Source organism: Streptomyces sp. TP-A0356 (assembly GCF_001417775.1).
In the GTDB taxonomy this organism is placed as follows: Bacteria; Actinomycetota; Actinomycetes; order Streptomycetales; family Streptomycetaceae; genus Streptomyces.
Genome location: NZ_BBZJ01000013.1, coordinates 123,842 through 142,880, shown reverse-complemented (window position 1 = coordinate 142,880; position 19,039 = coordinate 123,842). Strand labels below are relative to the sequence as shown.

Below are 19,039 nucleotides of genomic sequence, written 5' to 3'. Positions count from 1 at the left end.
CCGACCCTTCGAGGGGAGCCGCACCATGCGCGCAGCCGTACTGCACGAGATCGGCCAGGACAAGCTGGAGGTCCTCGACGACGTCGAGGCGACGGGCTTCGGCCCCGGCCGGGTCAGGATCCGGCTGCGTGCCACCGGGCTGTGCCACTCGGACCTGTCCGCGATGAGCGGGGTGCTCCCCCAGCCCGCCCCGTTCGTGCCCGGCCACGAGGGCGCGGGCGAGATCCTCGACGTGGGCGAGGGTGTCGCCCACCTGAAGCCCGGTGACCGGGTCGTGGTCTGCTGGCTGCCGGCCTGCGGCGCCTGTCCGGCGTGCGGACGCGGCCAGACCGAACTGTGCCTGGCCGGGTTCATGAACGCGGGCACGCCCAACTTCACACGATCCGGCGGTGACGTCTTCGGCTTCGCGGGCACCGGCACCTTCACCGAGGAGGTGGTCGTCGACGCGGCCTGCGCGGTGCCGATCCCGGACGACGTGCCCTTCGACATCGCCGCCCTCATCGGCTGCGGCGTGACCACGGGCCTGGGCGCGGCCCTCAACACCGCGGACGTGCAGGCCGGTTCGTCCGTCGCCGTCATCGGCTGCGGCGGCGTCGGTGTCTCCGCGATCCAGGGCGCGCGGCTCAGGGGCGCCGCCGAGATCGTCGCCGTCGACCCCGTCGCCTCGCGCCGGGAGGCCGCCCTCGGGTTCGGCGCCACGAAGGCGGTGTCGCCGCAGGAGCTCCCGGACGCCAGGCAGCAGGTCACCGGCGGTGAGGGCTTCGACTACGTCTTCGAGGTCGTCGGCAGGTCGGCCACGGCCCGGACGGCGTACGAGAACACGCGGCGCGGCGGCACACTCGTCGTGGTCGGCGCGGGCGCCATGGACGACTTCCTCCAGCTCAACATGTTCGAGCTGTTCTTCGACGAGAAGCGGATCCTGCCGTCCCTGTACGGCGGCGGAGACGTCCTGCGCTCGTACGAGCGGACCATCGCGCTCTGGCGTGCCGGGCGCATCGACCTGGCGGGTCTGATCACGCACCGGGTGCCGCTCGCCGGGATCAACGAGGCGCTGGACCAGATGCGGACGGGTACGGCGCTGCGTACGTGCATCGAGATCTGACCCCCGTACCGAAGGGACCTTGATGTCACTGCCACTCAAAGGGCTGTCCGCGGTCGTCACGGGCGCGGGCCGGGGCCTGGGCCGGGCCGAGGCGCTGGAGCTGGCCCGGCTCGGCGCGGCCGTCGTCGTCAACGACTACGGGCAGCCGGGCCGGGACGGTACGGGCGAGGCCTCCGCGGCCCCCGCCGAGGCGGTCGCCGCCGAGATCCGTGCGGCGGGCGGCCGGGCCGTCGCCCACACCGGGGACGTCGCCGACTTCGCACAGGCCGGTGAACTGGTCGAGGCAGCGGTCGGCGAGTTCGGGCGGCTGGATGTGCTGGTCAACAACGCGGGCATCCTGCGCGACCGCATGGTCTTCTCCATGTCCGAGCAGGAGTGGGACTCGGTCGTCCGCGTCCACCTCAAGGGACACTTCAACACGACCCGGTTCGCCGCCGCGCACTGGCGGGCACGGTCCAAGGCGGCGAACGGGCCGGTGTACGGGCGGATCGTGAACACGTCGTCGGAGGCGTTCCTGGCGGGTTCGGCCGGGCAGCCCAACTACGCGGCGGCCAAGGGCGGGATCGTGGGTCTGACCACTTCGACGGCCCTCGCCCTCGCCAAGTACGGGGTGACGGCGAACGCGATCTGCCCGCGCGCCCGGACGCGGATGACGCAGGACGTCTTCGCCGGATTCGAGCAGCCGGACGAGGGCCTCGACCCGCTCGCCCCCGAGCATGTCGCACCGCTCGTCGGCTATCTGGCCTCACCCGCCGCCGCGCGGGTCAACGGGCAGCTCCTCGTCGTGCACGGCGGCATGGTGGCGATCGTCGAACGGCCCACGGTGGGCGCCAGGTTCGACACCGAACAGGACGTGTTCACGTACGACGAACTCGACGCGCTGCTCACGCCGCACTACGCGCAGCGGCCGACCGGAGAGACGTTCGCCGCCGCGGAGGTGCTCGGACTCAGGCACGACCCGACGCCGGCGGATCGCTGAGCGACCGGCCGTCCGTGGAGCCGGGGCCCGGCTGTCCGTGGAGCCGGGGCGCAGAGCGGCCCCGCCCGTCGCAGGACGGGCGGGGCCGTGTGGGGGCGGCAATCCGACGCCGGTTCAGGGGGATCGCCGTACCGCCGGTTTCGCGGTATCCCGTGGTGTCAGGCCGCCGTGCCGGTCTGTCCCGAGTGCTCGGACGGCTTGCGGTGCCGACCGTGCGGGGCCGCCTCGTGATCCTCGGCGGAGACCGGGCCGCGGTGTCGGCCGTGCCCCGGGTTCTCCTGGGCCTCGGCGTGTGGCGGCATGGTGCTGATGTCGCTCATCGGAAGTGTTCACCCCGTCAACATGATCCTTCGTACAGCCGGGCGAGTCTAACGGGCGACGGCGACAGCCGTGTCGGGGGTCAGCGGCGTCGCCTCGCGCCTGCCCAACTCCCGGCGTTTCACCCGGACCCCGAGCACCGGCTGCGTCCCGCGGAGCCATACCAGCGGGACCGCCTCCGGTGCCACTTCCACCCGCTTCCACAACGGCGCCTGCTGCAACGGCACCGGCCGTGCGGCCGTCGGCTCCGCGTGCCGCGCCCGTTCCGGCTGTGCCTGTGCCTGTGCCGTCTGTCCCGTCCGCTCCTTCGGCTCGGCCAGGGGCCGCTCGTCCGCCTCGTTCGCCGGAGGCCCGACCGCACCCCCGGGCGCCTCCACCCGCGCCACCCCGCACCGCACCGGCCCCGACGCATACGGCAGCCGCAGCACCCCGCCGCGCGTCCACAGCCCCGCCCCCGCCAGCCAACCCTCGGGCGCCGCCAGTTGGTGCACCCGGCCCTCCGCCGGGCGCCACACCCCGACCCAGCTGCCCGCCGCCCCGTCGACCCGCAGCGCCACCGCACAGCTCTCCGGCATCAGCGCCTGCCCCGGCTGGATCGCGAACGGGGTCGCCGGGTGGTCCAGCCGCAGGCACTCGGGGAAGCGCACCGGCAGTGTGCTCCCCAACACCCCCCAGCCCAGCCGGTCCTGACCCGGCGACGGCGCGTCCGAGCGGATCAGCAGCAGTCCGCTGTCCGGATCCGCCAGCAGCAGCCGGTCCTGGCTCCCGTCCGCGATCTGCAGCAGCGGCGACACCTCCCCGCCCCGCGCGAGATCCACCACCACCGTCTTCGTGGGACCCCCGACCGGGGTGCGGTCCAGTGCCAGCATCCGGTCCGCACGGTCCAGCCACACTCCGCCCGAGCACCGCCCCGGCACCTGGGCGAGGCACTCGGGCCCGAACCGCCCACCCGCCACCAGCCACACCGCCGTGGAGTCCCGGCCCACCGCGAGCGCGAACGCGCGGCACCCCGTCGGCGCGGGCGGCAGCAGCCACACGCGCGTCTCCTCGTCCGGGCACTCCACCGTGCCCAGCCGCAGCTCCCCGGTCCTGGGCCCGGTCGGGTACAGCAGCGAGAACAGATGCCGCCCGCCCACGACACGGTGGATCAGCACCCGGCCGTCGGCCATCGGCTGGACCTCCGTGCCGGGTTCCTCCGGCTGGTTGCCGGGCAGGGGTACCGCGTACGGCTCCGGGCCGTCCAGGGTCCAGCGCTCCGGGTACCAGGACTCGCCGTCCAGGGCGAGACGCGCCGCGTAGGACCCGTCCGCGGTGATCACACAGCCGGGCCGGGCCGCCCACTCGTTCCCGTTCGCCGTCGTGGACGTGAGAGCACAGAACGTCATCGTTCGGTCACCTCCGGCGACGAAGCTAGTTTTCGTACGCACGGACGTGACACCCGCAAGCGGCCGCTTCACACATAAGGGTGTTCGTCCCGCGGTTCGCCTGAGGAAACGGGGGCGGGTGTGCTGCACAAGGGGGCGCGCGGCCCGCCCGCGCACACCCCTGTGGCCCGCACGCCCGGCCGTCCCGGTCCCGCCTGCCCGAATGCCCCGCGACCGGTGGGACACCGACCCGGGGCAGGTAGCCTTTGCCCCGTGCCCCGTCTGTCTGAAGTCATCGCCGCGCTGGAGACCCTGTGGCCCGCCGAGTGGGCCGAGTCCTGGGACGCGGTCGGCACGGTCGTGGGCGACCCCGACCAGGAGGTCGCCCGGGTCCTCTTCGCCGTCGACCCCGTCCAGGAGATCGTCGACGAGGCGGTGAAGCTGGGCGCGGACCTGCTGGTCACCCACCACCCGCTCTATCTGCGCGGTACGACGACGGTGGCGGCCTCCACCTTCAAGGGCCGTGTCGTGCACACCCTCATCAAGAACGACATCGCGCTGCACGTCGCCCACACCAACGCCGACCGCGCCGATCCCGGTGTCAGCGACGCCCTCGCCGGGGCGCTCGACCTGCGGGTCGTCCGCCCCCTCGTGCCGGACCCGACCGACCCGGAGGGCCGCCGGGGACTCGGCCGCGTCTGCGAGCTGGACCACCCGCTGACCGTGCGCGAGCTGGCCGCCCGCGCGGCCGAGCGGCTGCCCGCCACCACGCAGGGCATCCGGATCGCCGGAGACCCGGAGGCCCAGGTGCGCACGGTCGCCGTCAGCGGCGGCTCCGGGGACAGCCTCCTCGACGACGTCCGTGCGGCCGGCGTCGACGCCTTCCTCACCGCGGACCTGCGCCACCATCCGGCGTCCGAGTTCACGGCGGATCGCGCCCACAGTCCTCTCGCGCTGCTCGACGCGGCGCACTGGGCCACCGAATGGCCCTGGTGCGAGCTGGCCGCCGCCCAGCTCGACGAGATCTCCGACCGGCACGGATGGGACCTTCGCGTCCATGTCTCGAAGACGGTCACCGACCCCTGGACCGCCCACGCGGCATCCGCCCCGACGCAAACCCCTGGAGCCCCCAACTGAACGCCGCGCCCGCCGACCAGATCCGACTCCTCGACGTCCAGGCCCTCGACGTACGCCTGCAGCAGCTCGCGCACCGGCGCAGGTCCCTGCCCGAGCACGCCGACATCGAGTCGCTGACCAAGGACCTCACGCAGCTGCGCGACCTGCTGGTGGCCGCGCAGACCGAGGAGAGCGACTGCGCCCGCGAGCAGACCAAGGCGGAGCAGGACGTGGACCAGGTGCGTCAGCGCGCCGCCCGCGACCAGCAGCGCCTCGACTCCGGTGCGGTCACCTCCCCGAAGGACCTGGAGAACCTCCAGCACGAGATCGCCTCGCTCGCCAAGCGGCAGGGCGACCTGGAGGACGTCGTCCTGGAGGTGATGGAGCGCCGCGAGGCCGCGCAGGAGCGGGTCGCCGAGCTGACCGAGCGGGTCGGGTCGGTGCAGTCGAAGATCGACGACGCCACGGCCCGCCGGGACGCGGCCTTCAGGGACATCGACGGCGAGGTCGCGTCGGTGACGAAGGAGCGCGAGGTCATCGCGGGGTCCGTGCCCGCGGACCTGCTCAAGCTCTACGACAAGCTGCGCGAGCAGCAGGGCGGGATCGGCGCGGCCAAGCTCTACCAGCGCACCTGCCAGGGCTGCCGCCAGGAGCTGGCGATCACCGAGCTGAACGAGATCCGCTCGGCCGCCCCCGACACGGTCGTCCGCTGCGAGAACTGCCGCCGCATCCTGGTGCGCACGTCCGAGTCCGGCCTGTAAGAGGCGTACGCGGTGCGGGAGTTCATCGTCGAGGCCGACGGCGGTTCCCGGGGCAACCCGGGGCCCGCGGGCCACGGGTCCGTGGTGCGCGACGCGGCGACGGGCGAGACGCTGGTGGAGCGGGCCGAGTTCATCGGGGTCGCCACCAACAACGTCGCCGAGTACCGGGGACTGCTGGCCGGGCTGCGGGCGGCCCACGAGCTGGACCCGGCCGCGCGCGTGCGGGTCCGCATGGACTCCAAGCTGGTCGTCGAGCAGATGTCGGGCCGCTGGAAGATCAAGCACCCGGCCATGAGGCCGCTGGCGATGCAGGCCGCCGCCGTCTTCCCGGCCGAGCAGGTCACCTACGAATGGATCCCGCGCGAGAGCAACAAGCACGCGGACCGTCTGGCCAACGAGGCGATGGACGCGGGCGGCCGGGGGGAGCGATGGGAACCGTCAGGGTCCACCGCGGAGCCGGACACCGGGGGAGCGACGGCGCGGGAGCCGGTGGGCACGCCCGGCGACGCGACCGTCGGCGCGGCGCGGGTGCGGGCGGCCGTGGCGGACGCCGCCACGCGCTCACCGGCTGGTGACGGGGCCATGACGGGTGGGGTGCCCACGGTGGAGCGCTCCTGTGGCGGGGCCATGACGGGTGGGGTGCCCACGGTGGAGCGCTCCGGTGGCGGGGCCATGACGGGTGGGGTGCCCACGGTGGAGCGCTCCGGTGGCGGGGCCATGGCGGGTGGGGTGCCCACGGTGGAGCGCTCCGGTGGCGGGGCCATGGCGGGTGGGGTGCCCACGGTGGAGCGCTCCGGTGGCGGGGCCATGGCGGCCGATGTCCGGGCCGCCCGCAACGTCGCCTCCGCTCCGCCCGACCTCGGCGCCCCCACCACCTTCGTTCTGCTGCGTCACGGCGAGACCCCCCTCACCCCGCTCAAGCGGTTCTCCGGCAGCGGTGGCAGCGACCCGGCCCTCTCCGACGCCGGCCGGCGCCAGGCCGGGCTCGTCGCCGGTGCGCTCGCCGCGCGGGGGACCATCCAGGCCGTCGTCTCGTCGCCCCTGGTCCGCTGCCGCCAGACCGCCGCGATCGCCGCCGCCCGGCTCGGGCTCGACGTGAGTGTCGAGGACGGGCTCCGGGAGACCGACTTCGGTGCCTGGGAAGGCCTGACGTTCGGCGAGGTCCGCGAGCGGTACCCGGACGACATGGACGCCTGGCTCGCCGACCCGGAGGCCGAACCCACCGGCGGCGGTGAGAGCTTCGCGGCCGTGGCCCGCCGGGTCGCCGCCGCACGGGACAAGCTGATCACCTCGTACGCCGGCCGCACGGTCCTGCTCGTCTCGCATGTGACCCCCATCAAGACCCTGGTCCGTCTCGCCCTCGACGCACCCCCGCATGCACTGTTCCGCATGGAGCTGTCCGCCGCATCCCTGACGGTGGTGGCGTACTACGCGGACGGCAACGCCGGCCTCCGCCTCCTCAACGACACGTCCCACCTGCGCTGAGCGGGGGGCGGCGCAGCCCTGCCGCCTCCCGCGCCAGCGCCTCCACCCGCGCCCAGTCCCGCGCCGCGACGGCGTCCTCGGGGAGCATCCATGTCCCGCCCACACAGCCGACGTTGGGCAGGGCCAGATACTCCGGGGCGTTGGCCGGGCCGATCCCGCCCGTCGGACAGAAGCGGGCCTGCGGGAGCGGTCCGGCCAGCGACTTGAGATACGCCGTGCCGCCCGCCGCCTGCGCGGGGAAGAACTTCATCTCCCGCACGCCCCGTTCGAGGAGCGCCAGGACCTCCGACGTCGTCGACACCCCCGGCAGGAACGGCACCCCGGACGCCTGCATGGCCGTCAGCAGCGCGTCCGTCCACCCGGGACTGACCAGGAAGCGCGCACCGGCCGCCACGCAGTCACGCACCTGCCCGGCGGTGATGACCGTGCCCGCCCCGACCACCGCGCCCGCGACCCCGTCCGCGACGGCCCGGATCGCGCCGAGGCCGGCCGGGGTGCGCAGGGTCACCTCGATCGCCGGCAGCCCCCCCGCCACCAGCGCCCGCGCGAGCGGTACGGCGTCGGCGGCGTCCTGCACGACGACCACGGGGACGACGGGCGCGAGGTCCAGGACCGGGACCGGGGACGGCGACGGGGGCAGCGGTGAGGTCATGGCCTCATCCTGCCCAGCGACTGCAGCATGCGCAAAGGGTGTTGCGCATGTTGCAACGACCTCGGGTTCGTCCCGTTCCCGCGGCCCCGGTGTCAGTGGATCTCCGTCACCACCACGTCCAGCGACCAGCTCCTGCCCGCCCCGGCCGGCCCCGCGGTCTCCACGGTGTGCCCCAGGTCCCGCAGCGCCTCCACCAGCTGCCCCGGGTTCTTCGGCGCGGCGCCCTCCGTCAGCAGACTCCGGACGATCCGCCCCTTCGTCGCCTTGTTGAAGTGGCTGACGACCGACCGCTTCTCCACCCCGTCGACGATCTGCGAGTGCAGCACCCGCACGGTCGCCGTCCGCCCCGCCACCTCGCCCCTGGGCTTCCAGGCGGCCGTGTACGCGGAGGACCGCAGGTCGAGCACCAGCCCGTCGCCGGCCGCCTCGGGCAGGGCGGCGGCCATCGGCGTACGCCAGTACGCGCCCAGCGCCCCGAGCCCCGGCAGTTTCACGCCCATCGAGCAGCGGTACGAGGGAATGCGGTCCGTCACGCGGACCGCGCCCCACAGCCCGGAGAACACGAGCAGGGACCTGGCCGCACGCCGCTTGGCCGCCGTGTCCAGCGAGGCGAGGTCCAGGGCGTCGTACAGGACACCGGTGTAGATCTCCCCGGCGGGCCGCGTCCCCGCGGTTCGCAGCGCGGCGTTCTTGGCGACCTCCCCGCGCAGGCCCTCGCTGAGCCCCAGCACCTCGCACGCCTTGTCCTCGTCGCCCTCGCACAGCCCGACCAGTTCGTCGAGGACGGCCTCACGTGCGCCGGTCAGCCCCGGCAACGACAGCGACTCCAGCCTCAGCGAGGCGCCGCGACCGGAGGACGCCTTGCCCTCGGAGGGCGGCAACAGGACCAGCAACACGTACTCCTTCTGTAGAGCTCCGCGACAGCGTACGGCGTGGAGGGCGTCCGGATGCCACCCCACCGCCCCCGCCCTACGCTCGAACCATGCCCCGCCGCCGCATCCGTGTCACCGGCGCCCGCGAGGCCCCGCTGCGGGTCGCGCTGAGGTCGTTGCGCGGTGGACTCGGCGTGCCGGAGAGCTTCCCCGCCGAGGTGCTCGCCGAGGCGGAGCGCGTCGCGAAGGCACCGCGCCCGTCCGCCCACGACGCCACCGACATCCCCTTCTTCACCATCGACCCGCCCGGCTCCACGGACCTCGACCAGGCGATGCACCTCTCGCGGCGCGACGGCGGCTTCCGCGTCCGGTACGCCATCGCCGACGTCGCCGCCTTCATCCCCCCTTACGGCGCCCTGGACGCCGAGGCCCACCGCCGGGTGACCACCCTGTACTTCCCGGACGAGAAGATCCCACTGCACCCGGCCGTGATCGGCGAGGGCGCCGCGAGCCTGCTCCCGGACGGGGCCCGCCCCGCCGTGCTGTGGACCCTGGACCTGGACGCGGACGGCCGTACCGTCGCCACCGACGTCCGCCGCGCCCTCGTCCGCAGTCGCGCCCGGCTCGACCACGAGGGCGTGCAGAAGGCGATCGAGGACGGCACCGCCGAGGAGCCCGTCGCCCTCCTCAGGGACATCGGGCGGCTGCGCGAGCGGCTGGAGGAGGAGCGCGGCGGCATCTCCCTCGCCGTACCCGAGCAGCAGGTCGTCGAGCGCGACCACACGTACACGCTCTCCTACCGCGCCCCGCTCCCGGCCGAGCACTGGAGTGCCCAGATCTCCCTCCTCACCGGCATGGCGGCGGCCCGGCTCATGCTCATCCACGGCACCGGTGTCCTGCGTACGCTCCCGGCCGCGCCCCACGGCGCGGTGGGCCGGTTGCGCCATACCGCGCACGCGCTGCGCATCGACTGGCCGCACCACGTCTCGTACGCCCGGCTCGTGCGCTCCCTGGACCCGCACCAGCCGAACCACGCGGCCTTCCTCCAGGAGTGCACGACCCTGCTGCGCGGCGCCCGCTACACCGTCTTCCGCGACGGCGCGCGGCCGGCCCTCACCACCCACGCCGCCGTCGCCGCACCCTACGCCCACTGCACGGCCCCGCTGCGCCGCCTCGTCGACCGGTACGCCTCCGAGCTGTGCCTGGCGGCCGTCGCGAACGAGGACCCGCCCCGCTGGGTCCTCACCGCGCTCGGCGCGCTCCCCGAGGAGATGGCCGAGGGCGACCGCCGGGCCGGCACGGTGGAGCACGCGTGCCTGGACGTGGTCGAGGCGGCCCTGCTCAGGGACCGCGTCGGCGACGTCTTCGAGGCCTGCGTGGTGGACGTGCGGGAGCACGAACCCACCGCCGGAACCGTGCAGTTGGAGTCCCCGGCGGTCGTGGCCCGGATCGAGGGCGGCACGGCGCCGCTGCCGCTGGGCGAACGGTTGCGGGTCCGGCTGACCGAGGCGGACCCGGCGACGGCGCAGGTGCGGTTCACGCCCGCGTGACCGAGGTCGGTGAGCAGTGCGGGAGGGGCGTTGAGGGCACTTGACGGCTAACGTTGTTAGCCATAGCGTCGTAGCGTCACAGCTAACGACGTTAGCCCAATGTGGGCAGGCCCCGGGAGGCAGTCATGCGCACGACCACCACCACCCCGACCATCCGCCGCCTCCGTCCCCTCCGTCCCCTCCGTCCCGTCCGTCCCCTCCGCACCGTCCTGCGGCGTACGGCCTGGCTCGCGGGCGCCCTGTTCTGGTCCACGTTCGCGGTCCTCGAAGCCATGAACCACGGCTGGATCGCCGGCACGCTCGCCCTCGCCTTCCTCGTCCTGCCCGACCTGACCTTCCTGGTCGCCCTCGACGAGGCGCCCCGGATGGCGAAGGGGCAACTGGCGCCGCGCGCGGTGCCGTACTACAACGCGATGCACCGGGCCCTGGTCCCCCTGACACTGCTGGCCCTCTACACCCTCGCCCCCTTCACCTGGGCCCCGGCCTTCGCGGCGCTGTGCGGCTGGCTCGCCCACATCTCGTACGATCGCGCCTTCGGCTACGGACTGCGGACGAAGGAGGGCTTCCAGCGTGGCTGACCGTCCGACACCGAGGGCCGGGACACAACTGTCGCCCCGGGCACGGGAGATCGTCGCGGCGGCCCGGGCCCTTCTCGAGGAGTCCGGGCCCGCCGCGCTCACCATGCGCACCCTCGCCGACCACCTCGGCATCAAGGCCCCGTCCCTCTACAAGCACTTCCCCGACAAGCACGGCGTCGAGGTCGAGCTGATCGCGCAGATGCTCGACGAGTTGGCCGAGGCCCTGGAGGCGGCCGAGGCCCGCGACCCCGGCTCACTGCAGGCGCTGGCGGAGGCGTACCGGACGTACGCGCTCGCCCACCCCCACCTCTACCGTCTGGCCACCGAGCGCCCCCTGCCCCGCCCGTCCCTGCCCCCGGGCCTGGAAGACCGGGCCGCCCTGCCACTGCTGCGCGCCTGCGGCGGCGACCTCGACCTCGCCCGGGCCACCTGGGCCTTCGCGCACGGCATGGTGATCCTGGAGATCCACGGCCGGTTTCCCGGCGACGCGGACCTCGAGGCGGCATGGAAGCGGGGCCTCCAGGCGTTGCACCGCCCTGGATGAGAAGGGGGACACGGTGAGCACACGGGAACAGGCCCTGTGGACCAGGGCGCGCCTCGGCCGCTGCGGGCCGCCCCTCGACCTGCTCACCGCGCGCTTCGCCCGGCACCGCTACGCCCCGCACGCGCACGACGAGTTCACCATCGGCGTCTGCGTCGGCGGCTCGGAGGTCATCGACTACCGCGGCGGCCACATCCACACCGGCCCGGGCACCATCGTCGTCCTCGACCCCGGTGAGATGCACACCGGCGCCCCCGCCACACCCACCGACGGCTACGCCTACCGCGCCCTCTACGCGGAGCCCTCCCTGCTCACCGACGGCATCCTCGGCGGCCTCCCGCACTTCCGTGAACCCGTCCTCGACGACCCCGAGCTGGTCGCCGCCCTGTGCGCCGCGCACACCGAACTGAGCGGCTGCCCCGACCCGTTGGAGGCCGAGTCGCGCCTCCCGTGGCTGCTCACGGCCCTCGCCCGCCGCCACTCCACCGCCCGCCCCGTCTCCGACACGATCCCCGGCGCCGCCGTCCTCGCCCACGCCGTACGCGACCGCCTCGCCGACGAACTCCTCGCCCCGCCCTCCCTGGCCGACCTCGCCGCGGACCTGGGCCTGTCCCGCTACCAGTTGCTGCGTGCCTTCCGCACGACGATGGGAATACCGCCGTACGCCTGGCTCGCCCAGTACCGGGTGTTCCGGGCCCGGGGGCTGTTGGAGAGTGGACTGCGCCCCGCCGAGGTCGCGCCGCTCGTGGGCTTCGCCGACCAGGCGCATCTGACCCGCTGGTTCCGGCGCGTGCTCGGGGTGACCCCGGCCGCGTACCGCGCGGGTGTGGCCCCGGCCGCCCACCGCGCCGGCGTCCCCACGGGGTACTGCAACAGCGTTCAAGACGGCGCCCGCTGACCCGGCCGAAACTCGCCGTATGACTGCACGCGGCTGGTTCCTGTTCTCCCTGATGGGAGTGGTCTGGGGCATCCCCTATCTGATGATCAAAGTGGCGGTGGACGCCGTGTCCCCGGCCACGGTGGTGTTCGCGCGCTGCGCCCTGGGCGCCGCGCTCCTGCTCCCCTTCGCCCTGCGGCAAGGGGGCCTGACCCGGGTCGTACGGGCGCACTGGCGTCCCATGCTGGCCTTCGCGTGCATCGAGATCGTGGTCCCCTGGTTCACGCTCACCGATGCCGAACGGCATCTGTCCAGCTCCACGGCGGGGCTGCTGATCGCGGGCGTGCCCATCGTCGGGGTGGTCCTGGCCGGCTTCCTCGGCGACCGGGAGCGGCTGGGCGCCCGGCGGGCGGCGGGGCTCGCCCTCGGCCTCGGCGGCGTCGCCGTGCTCACCGTGCCGCACCTCACCGGCGGCGACGCGCTGTCGCTGGCCGAGGTGCTGCTGACGGTCGTCGGCTACGCGACCGCACCCCTGATCGCCGCCCGTCACCTCAAGGACGTCCCCACGCTGCAGCTCACGGCACCCTGCCTCGCGCTGGCGGCGCTGGTCTACGCCCCGGCCGCGGCCGCCACCTGGCCGGCCGCCGTACCGCCCGCCCGCGTCCTGGCAGCCCTGGCCGGTCTGGGCGTGATCTGCACGGCCGTGGCCTTCGTGGCGTTCCTGGAGCTGATCAAGGAGGCGGGCCCGACCCGGGCGACCGTCATCACCTACGTCAACCCGGCGGTCGCGGTGGCGGCGGGTGCGCTCGCCCTGGACGAACGTCTCACGGCGGGGATCCTCGCCGCCTTCGCCCTGATCCTGGCCGGCTCGGTGCTCGCGACGGCGGGACCGGTCGCAGGAGCCGCCCGAGCCGCCCGAGCCGCCGGACCGAGGCGTGGCGTGCGCCCGGTACCATGGTCTGTACGGCAGACGAGCCGGGCGGACGGCCGCGTGGAGGTCCTGGTGGACCTCCCCGAGGAACGTCCGGGCTCCACAGGGCAAGGTGGTGGCTAACGGCCACCCGGGGTGACCCGCGGGACAGTGCCACAGAGAACAGACCGCCGGGGACCTCGGTCCTCGGTAAGGGTGAAACGGTGGTGTAAGAGACCACCAGTGCCCAGGGTGACCTGGGCAGCTAGGTAAACCCCACCTGGAGCAAGGTCAAAAGGAGCCGCCGTGAGGGCGGCTCTGCGCGGACGCTCGAGGGCTGCCCGCCCGAGTCCGCGGGTAGACCGCACGAGACCGGTGGCAACACCGGTCCTAGATGGATGGCCGTCACCGAGGGGCCCGCGAGGACCCTTCGGGACAGAACCCGGCGTACAGCCCGACTCGTCTGCTTTCATGGCCCTGACCTGGCCTTTCGGCCCGGTGGGGGCCCTTTTCCCTGTCGGGGTGCATCCTGCTTCTACTTGGGAGTTCCCGTGAGTTCCCGTGGAAGTGTGCACGCGTTGTGCACCGGCGGGGGCCTTCGGCGGTGGGCTCGGTGGCTGAGGGCGCCGGGACCGATCAGGGGGTCGGCGGGAGGAACGGCCTCGACCTTGATGCGTGGGTCTCGCCGTTGTGTGCTCTGGTGGTGGCCGGGGTCGCCGCGTAGGCCTCGTATGTTCATCAGCGGGAGTTCGCGGTGAAGGGCGAAGCGGATTCGATCAGTGCCTCGTTGTGGCCGCTGTCCGTGGACGGACTCTTGCTTCTGGCCACGGTCGGTCTGTTGAAGCCCTCGGGGCCCCACACACGGCGGGAGCGAGGAGGGGTGTGGTTCGCATTTCTGTTTGGGGATCGCGGTCTCTCTGGCGGCCAATATCGCGGCCGCTCCGGTGTTGGCGTGGAGGCCGGTGCTGGTGGCCGGGTGGCCGCCGGTCGCGCTGCTGCTGTCGGTGGAGCTGTTGGCTCACCGGCCGACCCTCCGGACGGAGGCTGAGAGTGCCGACGCGGAGGATGCCCAGGCGAACGGCGGCAATGATCTTGTAAGCAACGACTCGTTGTTGGAGCGTGCCCGGCAAGTGGATGCACGGCATCGGGAAGTGCACCAGCGCCCGGTGTCGGCGGAGTCGCTCCGCAAAGAGCTGCGGGTGGAGCGTTGCGACGACTCCTAGAACCCAGGGGTTTACCCGGGGCAGGGCCATCTAAATGGGGGGAGCGGCTGGCGGGGCGTGACTTGGCTCGTCAGACGGGGTGCCGAGCGAGTGCCGCGCAGGTTCGAATCCCTGGGGGATTGCTAAGTGACAGGTGGGTGGTGAGGGCTGATCGGAAGACCGGGGACGGTGCTTGGCTGCGGTTTGGCGTGTCTGTCAGGTAATGGTTCGAGGGCCAGTCACTGTTCTGGTTCGGTGCTGTGCTTGAGGTGGGCGGTGAGGTGCTGGAGTGTTGTCCAGGCGTCGACGTTGGTGCCGTCACCGAGGGGATAGTGCAGGGCCGGGTGAGAGGGTGTGCCGAGCTGGACGGGCTTCACCGCGACTGAGGGGCGGCGGGCATGGGTGAGGCCGATGGCTCGGGTGTCTGTGGGACCGAGGGTCAAGGCGACGGGGATCGGGGGAGCGGTGAGGTGAGGCGTGAGGGTGAGGTCGGCGCGGGCCGCGCGGAGGGTGGTCAACATGGTGGTCAGGCCGTGCGTGGTGACGAGTTCGGCGGCCAGCGGCTCGATCGCCTCCAGTGCGGCTCGTTGGTGTGCCGTGTAGCCGACGGTGAGTGTGACCTCCTCGGCGACGCCTGCTGTCGTGCGGGTGGTGCGGTGGGTGGCGATGGCTGGGTGGTCGGGGGTGCCGACGGCGATGGCGTGAGTGGGGGCGGGGGCCCGGTTGCGGGCCAGGTCGGTCAACTGCCGTGGTGACCAAGGAAGGTTGACCGGTTCCGCTGTTCCCCATCCGGCGGGCGGTCCACCGGTGAGGTGGCGCCAGGCTGTCTCCAGGGCGCCGCCGAGCGCGAGGTCGGCTTCGGGGCGGTGTACGGCGCGTAGGGCCACCGTGAGCTGCCGCTCGTCGGTGGGTGCGGCACCCGCTGTGAAGGCGTCCGCGATCTTCGGGGACGGGCCGGTCGGCGTGAATGTGCCGTTGTGCCAAGTGAGTTCGGCGCCGGACAGGCCGTCGTGGTAGCCGCCCGAGGGACCCTGAATCACCCAGCGGTTGGGCGCTCCGCCCAGGGCCGTGCGCAGCGGCAGGGTCAGCCGTACGTGCGGCGGTGTCACGATGTGCAGCGCACGGTCGGTCGCGGCGGTCGTGCGCAGTACGTCCGAGAGCCAGGTGGTCATCCCCAGGAGCGGTCGGTCGGCGAGTACCACGGCCGTGGACGGGGTCAATACATCGACGACGGGCAGGGCCGCATCCGGAGCAGGTGCCTCGGTGACCTCGGCGTTGTCCAGGGTCTGCTCCACGACTTCTGCGTGGCCCGCGTCGGGCGGCCAGACGGTTCCGCCGAGGAGCGTGGTCAGGCGGCCGCAGACTGAGCCGGCGAGGGGTTCGGCCTCGGGGACGGTGGTGGTGGCGCGGGCTTCCGTCCACCAGAACGGCAGCCCGGGCGGGGTTATTCGGGGCCCGAGGAGACGTTCGGCCTCGCCCGGTACGTGTATCAGGACCGGCGCCTCTAGTGACACAACGGGCGTCCCGCGGCGGTGCACAGTTGGATGACCGCGCCGTCGTCGGTGGCGCTCAGGCCCAGGGAGGGGCCGCCGGCGTGCAGGGCGGCCAGCAGTGTGGCGGTGTCGGGCATCTTCGGTGTGAGCGCGATGATGTCCTTGGTCACGTCGAAGTCTCCGTGCGTTGGGCCCGGGGTTGCTCGGGCTTGTCGATATCAGCCGCTGGCGTCGGCTGCGGCAGCCCGTGGTGCCGCGGCGCGGAGGCGTACAGGCCCGGGAGAGAGTGTCCTTCAGTGCGGTGCTCCTGATTCACTGATCTCAGGCATCCCGCATTTACCTTGTTCAGGTCTCGAACTCGCCTGCCCAGGCGCCCTCCAAGAGGGCCTTCGGGAGGTAATCGGACTGCACGTCGATCGGGAAACCCCCGTCATGGGCGAAGCAGGCAACCGCAAGAGGCCCGAGCGCAACGAGCCCGGAGCTGCGTCGCGCGTGCTCTTCGTTCGCAGACCAGTACGCCTTGTGGCGCTGCAGAGCCATGGCAAGGGAATCGTTGAACCGAGCCCGGTCACCGCGCACGAGGTGGGTCATCAGCTCGATCGGCGGCCAAAGGATCATCGACATCACGTCGGGGCTCGTGATCCGCAGCCCCTCAGGACGGGTCTGTTGAGCAGCGGCGACCAGAAGCCGGCCGAAGTCGTCCCTCCCGAGCCAGTACGCCTGGAGGGCCTCAACCCACGTATAGACGTACTCGTCGTACTCCGCGCCCGATGCCCGCAACAACTCGACCGGCACATGGCACAGCCTGGTCATGCGGTCCTTCTCGCGGCAGATCACTGCCAACCAGAACGCTGTGATCCAGTTGCCGGCATCAGCTGAGGCATGAGGACCGGAGGCCGGGATGCTCCGTACTTGGTGCTCGATACGAGCTCGGACGGATCCGTCAGCCGCCACCGCCGCATCGAACAGCGCGGTGCCGGCCTGCATGGCCGTCACCCATGCGTCCCACGTTTCGAGCAAGCCGGCCGGTGGATCGGCAAGCAAACGCGTCTCGGCACGGGTGAGCGCCGAACTCAGTGCATCGCCGATTGCGTCCGGTGACACATCCAGGTCTTCAAGCGCCCATGTCACGTTGCGACTGAGCACCGCCAGGTCTGCCGTCAGGTCCTCCCTCGGACAGTCGTGGCGGCGAACTTCGCCGCGTGCCCGACCTGTACAGAACACCGCGCACCCCGGACACGTCGAGGCCGTTACCTCGTCGCCGGTCGCCTTCGACCTGGAGCAGAAGAAAAGAATGTTGCACCGCCTCGGAAATCCGCTCGGCACCACTCAGCATCACAAGGCACAGTAACCACATGAACGGACGAGGACTGGACCGCGACGGAACGATCGCACGTGAAGGCGCCCTGGAACGAGTACCGGCAGCGTTCGTTCCGGTCGTCGACGCCGCCCGCGCTCACATCGCCGAGACGTTCGGCAGTGCGCGCCTGCACAGCGCCTACCTCTACGGGAGCATTCCCCGCGGCACCGCCACCCCCGGAGTCTCCGACCTCGACCTCCAGCTCGCCCTCCACGAGGAGCCCACCGAAGCCGACCGCGCCGACGCCAAGGCGATCGAGGCCGGACTCGACCACGCGTTCCCCCAGATCGATGGCGTCGGGATCCTGCTGACCAGCACGCGCGTTCTGCTCAGCGACCTCGAACGCCACGACGGCGGATTCTTCATCGCCTGCCTTTGCACCCCGCTGCTCGGTCCCGACCTCGCAGAACAACTTCCCCGATACCGCCCCACGGGCATCCTCGCCCGCGAAACGAACGGCGACCTGGCCCTCGTGCTTCCACGCTGGCGTGCCAAGGCCGTCGAAGTCGCGACGGACGCCGATCGCCAGACTCTCGGTCGCCTTGTCGGCCGCCGCATCGTCCGCACAGGATTCACCCTGATCATGCCCCGATGGGGCGGCTGGACCAGCGACCTCGACAAGTCCGCGGAACTCTTCGGCCGCTACTACCCCGAGCGCGCTGAGCAGATGCGCATCGCCGCGTCCATGGGCCGCGCACCCTCGCCCGATCCAGCAGTGCTCGAGATGCTCATCGACGACCTGGGCCCATGGCTCGCAGCCGAATACACGGCCGTGCACGGCGAGAAGGCACCACGTCCCTGACGGGCGCCCAGTGCCATCCACGGGGCCGCACCCTGTTTCCGATCGCGTCGGCGCGGTCGGGGCCCGCCGCCATGATGCGGCGCTTGGTGTCCCCGTGGGTGACGGTGCCCAGGGATACCTTCCAGCCCAGGGCCGTGCTGCGTGGCGTCCCGGAACAGTGCCCTGCGCAGCTCGCCATTGCCGCCTCATTTCCCTGCCGCTTTACCCGGGCGGAGATTCCGGGGTCCGGGCGGGATTCTGCGGCCATGGTTCCGCAAATGGCGAGGGTGTGACCTCAAGCGCGGGAGAGCCGGAGAGCCGGAGAACCTATGTGAGGTGTCCGGAAATATCTCCTGTGATACGCGTCAGTCGAGCTGTGCCGGGACCTTGTCGAAATCCAGGTGGGCGATGGCCGCAGGGTTGGCGATCGACGGCAGGAGGTGTTTCCAGAGGGTCACGATGCGTTCGGTGAGGTCCTTCCGGCCGCTGGCGGCCTGGGAGAACAGTTGCACGCCCGTGTAGGCCGCGATGATGAGTTCGGCGCACTCCGAGGGCTCGACGTGCGGCAGCACCTCGCCGGCCCGACGGGCCTCCGTGAGCAGCGAGACCGCGACGCCGGTCCAGTCCTGGAACGGCGTCACGGGGGACTCGTCGAAGAGCGTGTCGACCGCGATACGGGTGCCCGCCATGAGCAAGGGGTCGGTCTGCAGGCCCCGCCCTATCTCCAGGCTCATGTCGATGAGGCGCTGCAGCGGAGAGGGAGGTTCCACCGGGGCGTAGGGCAGGGTCTGTTCCTTGATGATCGCGTCCGCGAGCGCCTGCTTGGAGTCGAAATGGAAATACAGGGCGCCTTTCGTGATATCGGCCGCCTTCAGGATCTCTGCGATCGTGGCAGCCCGGTAGCCGCGCGCGCTGATGACCTTGGCGGCGGCCTCCAGGAGCTTTTGGCGAGTGCGCAGAGCGCGTTCCTGCCGAGCCAATGTGCCTGCCTTTTGGGGAGGTGTCGGTTCCGGGCAGTGTAGCGCCCTTGTTAAAACAATGCCAACCATCTGGTCTCTTATTGGCCATCAATCCAGGACCCCGGCGCGGCTTATGCGT

Annotated in this window: 20 protein-coding genes, 1 other RNA gene and 1 pseudogene; 14 read left to right on the top strand and 8 right to left on the bottom strand. The window is 72.2% G+C overall.

The window, feature by feature from the left end; genetic code table 11:
• The first annotated feature begins 25 nt into the window (after positions 1 to 25).
• On the top strand, positions 26 to 1,102 hold the full coding sequence (locus ASC56_RS03970; protein WP_055489776.1) for a Zn-dependent alcohol dehydrogenase: 1,077 nt from the start codon (positions 26 to 28) through the stop codon (positions 1,100 to 1,102).
• Between the two features lie 22 nt (positions 1,103 to 1,124).
• Positions 1,125 to 2,081 carry a 3-oxoacyl-ACP reductase gene (locus tag ASC56_RS03965; RefSeq protein WP_055489775.1) on the top strand — a complete coding sequence of 319 codons (957 nt, stop codon included), beginning with the start codon at positions 1,125 to 1,127 and terminating at the stop codon, positions 2,079 to 2,081.
• 158 nt (positions 2,082 to 2,239) lie between these two features.
• On the opposite strand, the gene ASC56_RS41060 is transcribed toward ASC56_RS03965, so the two are convergent.
• Positions 2,240 to 2,401, bottom strand: coding sequence for a hypothetical protein (locus ASC56_RS41060; RefSeq protein WP_199835896.1), 162 nt, complete (start codon positions 2,399 to 2,401; stop codon positions 2,240 to 2,242).
• Between the two features lie 48 nt (positions 2,402 to 2,449).
• Positions 2,450 to 3,784 carry a hypothetical protein gene (locus ASC56_RS03960; protein WP_234376840.1) on the bottom strand — a complete coding sequence of 445 codons (1,335 nt, stop codon included), beginning with the start codon at positions 3,782 to 3,784 and terminating at the stop codon, positions 2,450 to 2,452.
• 252 nt (positions 3,785 to 4,036) lie between these two features.
• Here ASC56_RS03960 and ASC56_RS03955 point away from each other — a divergent pair, with 252 nt between their 5' ends.
• From ASC56_RS03955 to ASC56_RS03945, 3 genes are read left to right on the top strand one after another with little or no spacing between them, the layout of a single operon-like run.
• Positions 4,037 to 4,900 carry a Nif3-like dinuclear metal center hexameric protein gene (locus tag ASC56_RS03955; protein WP_055489774.1) on the top strand — a complete coding sequence of 288 codons (864 nt, stop codon included), beginning with the start codon at positions 4,037 to 4,039 and terminating at the stop codon, positions 4,898 to 4,900.
• A complete protein-coding gene (locus tag ASC56_RS03950) occupies positions 4,897 to 5,640 on the top strand; it encodes a zinc ribbon domain-containing protein (protein ID WP_055490152.1) in 744 nt (247 codons plus the stop codon). Before ASC56_RS03955 ends, ASC56_RS03950 begins: the two co-directional genes overlap by 4 nt.
• A gap of 12 nt (positions 5,641 to 5,652) precedes the next feature.
• The gene (locus ASC56_RS03945; protein ID WP_055489773.1) at positions 5,653 to 7,125 is read left to right on the top strand and encodes a bifunctional RNase H/acid phosphatase; all 1,473 of its coding nucleotides are present in this window, start codon (positions 5,653 to 5,655) and stop codon (positions 7,123 to 7,125) included.
• Here the strand turns inward: ASC56_RS03945 and eda are convergent.
• Together eda and yaaA are read right to left on the bottom strand one after the other, a co-directional pair.
• Positions 7,100 to 7,777 carry a bifunctional 4-hydroxy-2-oxoglutarate aldolase/2-dehydro-3-deoxy-phosphogluconate aldolase gene (gene eda / locus ASC56_RS03940; protein ID WP_055489772.1) on the bottom strand — a complete coding sequence of 226 codons (678 nt, stop codon included), beginning with the start codon at positions 7,775 to 7,777 and terminating at the stop codon, positions 7,100 to 7,102. The two genes, ASC56_RS03945 and eda, sit on opposite strands and share 26 nt — an antisense overlap.
• Before the next feature lie 92 nt (positions 7,778 to 7,869).
• A complete protein-coding gene (gene yaaA / locus ASC56_RS03935; protein ID WP_055489771.1) occupies positions 7,870 to 8,670 on the bottom strand; it encodes a peroxide stress protein YaaA in 801 nt (266 codons plus the stop codon).
• 89 nt (positions 8,671 to 8,759) lie between these two features.
• On the opposite strand from yaaA, the gene ASC56_RS03930 reads away from it, so the two are divergent.
• The 8 genes and pseudogenes from ASC56_RS03930 to ASC56_RS41630 all read left to right on the top strand — a co-directional run bounded on the left by ASC56_RS03930 (position 8,760) and on the right by ASC56_RS41630 (position 14,328).
• Positions 8,760 to 10,199 (top strand): RNB domain-containing ribonuclease, encoded by a 1,440-nt coding sequence (locus ASC56_RS03930; protein WP_055489770.1) that lies wholly within the window; start codon positions 8,760 to 8,762, stop codon positions 10,197 to 10,199.
• Between the two features lie 125 nt (positions 10,200 to 10,324).
• Entirely contained in the window at positions 10,325 to 10,777 is a 453-nt protein-coding gene (locus ASC56_RS03925; RefSeq protein WP_055489769.1) for a DUF4260 family protein, read from the top strand.
• A 28-nt stretch (positions 10,778 to 10,805) separates the two neighbouring features.
• The gene (locus ASC56_RS03920; protein ID WP_055490151.1) at positions 10,806 to 11,321 is read left to right on the top strand and encodes a TetR/AcrR family transcriptional regulator; all 516 of its coding nucleotides are present in this window, start codon (positions 10,806 to 10,808) and stop codon (positions 11,319 to 11,321) included.
• Between the two features lie 13 nt (positions 11,322 to 11,334).
• A complete protein-coding gene (locus ASC56_RS03915) occupies positions 11,335 to 12,216 on the top strand; it encodes an AraC family transcriptional regulator (protein WP_055489768.1) in 882 nt (293 codons plus the stop codon).
• A 19-nt stretch (positions 12,217 to 12,235) separates the two neighbouring features.
• Positions 12,236 to 13,063: pseudogene (locus ASC56_RS43050) on the top strand (DMT family transporter); the annotation flags it as partial.
• A gap of 103 nt (positions 13,064 to 13,166) precedes the next feature.
• Positions 13,167 to 13,571: RNase P RNA component class A (gene rnpB, locus ASC56_RS06100), an RNA gene on the top strand.
• Between the two features lie 313 nt (positions 13,572 to 13,884).
• The gene (locus ASC56_RS41635) at positions 13,885 to 13,947 is read left to right on the top strand and encodes a hypothetical protein (RefSeq protein ID WP_371330037.1); all 63 of its coding nucleotides are present in this window, start codon (positions 13,885 to 13,887) and stop codon (positions 13,945 to 13,947) included.
• Between the two features lie 57 nt (positions 13,948 to 14,004).
• A complete protein-coding gene (locus ASC56_RS41630) occupies positions 14,005 to 14,328 on the top strand; it encodes a hypothetical protein (RefSeq protein ID WP_055489766.1) in 324 nt (107 codons plus the stop codon).
• Positions 14,329 to 14,546: 218 nt separating this feature from the next.
• On the opposite strand, the gene ASC56_RS03900 is transcribed toward ASC56_RS41630, so the two are convergent.
• The 3 genes from ASC56_RS03900 to ASC56_RS03895 form a co-directional block, all read right to left on the bottom strand.
• Positions 14,547 to 15,821: a DUF6177 family protein gene (locus ASC56_RS03900; RefSeq protein WP_371330031.1), complete on the bottom strand. Its 1,275-nt coding sequence runs from the start codon at positions 15,819 to 15,821 to the stop codon at positions 14,547 to 14,549.
• Complete coding sequence (locus ASC56_RS43045; protein WP_371330030.1) at positions 15,812 to 15,970, bottom strand: hypothetical protein; 159 nt, start codon at positions 15,968 to 15,970, stop codon at positions 15,812 to 15,814. The genes ASC56_RS03900 and ASC56_RS43045 overlap by 10 nt, the downstream gene beginning before the upstream one ends.
• A 175-nt stretch (positions 15,971 to 16,145) precedes the next feature.
• Entirely contained in the window at positions 16,146 to 16,931 is a 786-nt protein-coding gene (locus tag ASC56_RS03895) for an immunity 49 family protein (RefSeq protein WP_159039594.1), read from the bottom strand.
• A gap of 224 nt (positions 16,932 to 17,155) precedes the next feature.
• Between ASC56_RS03895 and ASC56_RS03890 the strand changes: the two genes are divergently transcribed.
• Positions 17,156 to 17,962 (top strand): nucleotidyltransferase domain-containing protein, encoded by an 807-nt coding sequence (locus tag ASC56_RS03890; protein WP_055489764.1) that lies wholly within the window; start codon positions 17,156 to 17,158, stop codon positions 17,960 to 17,962.
• Between the two features lie 344 nt (positions 17,963 to 18,306).
• Here ASC56_RS03890 and ASC56_RS03885 read toward each other — a convergent pair whose 3' ends face one another.
• Complete coding sequence (locus ASC56_RS03885) at positions 18,307 to 18,921, bottom strand: ScbR family autoregulator-binding transcription factor (RefSeq protein WP_055489763.1); 615 nt, start codon at positions 18,919 to 18,921, stop codon at positions 18,307 to 18,309.
• Positions 18,922 to 19,039: the final 118 nt, after the last annotated feature.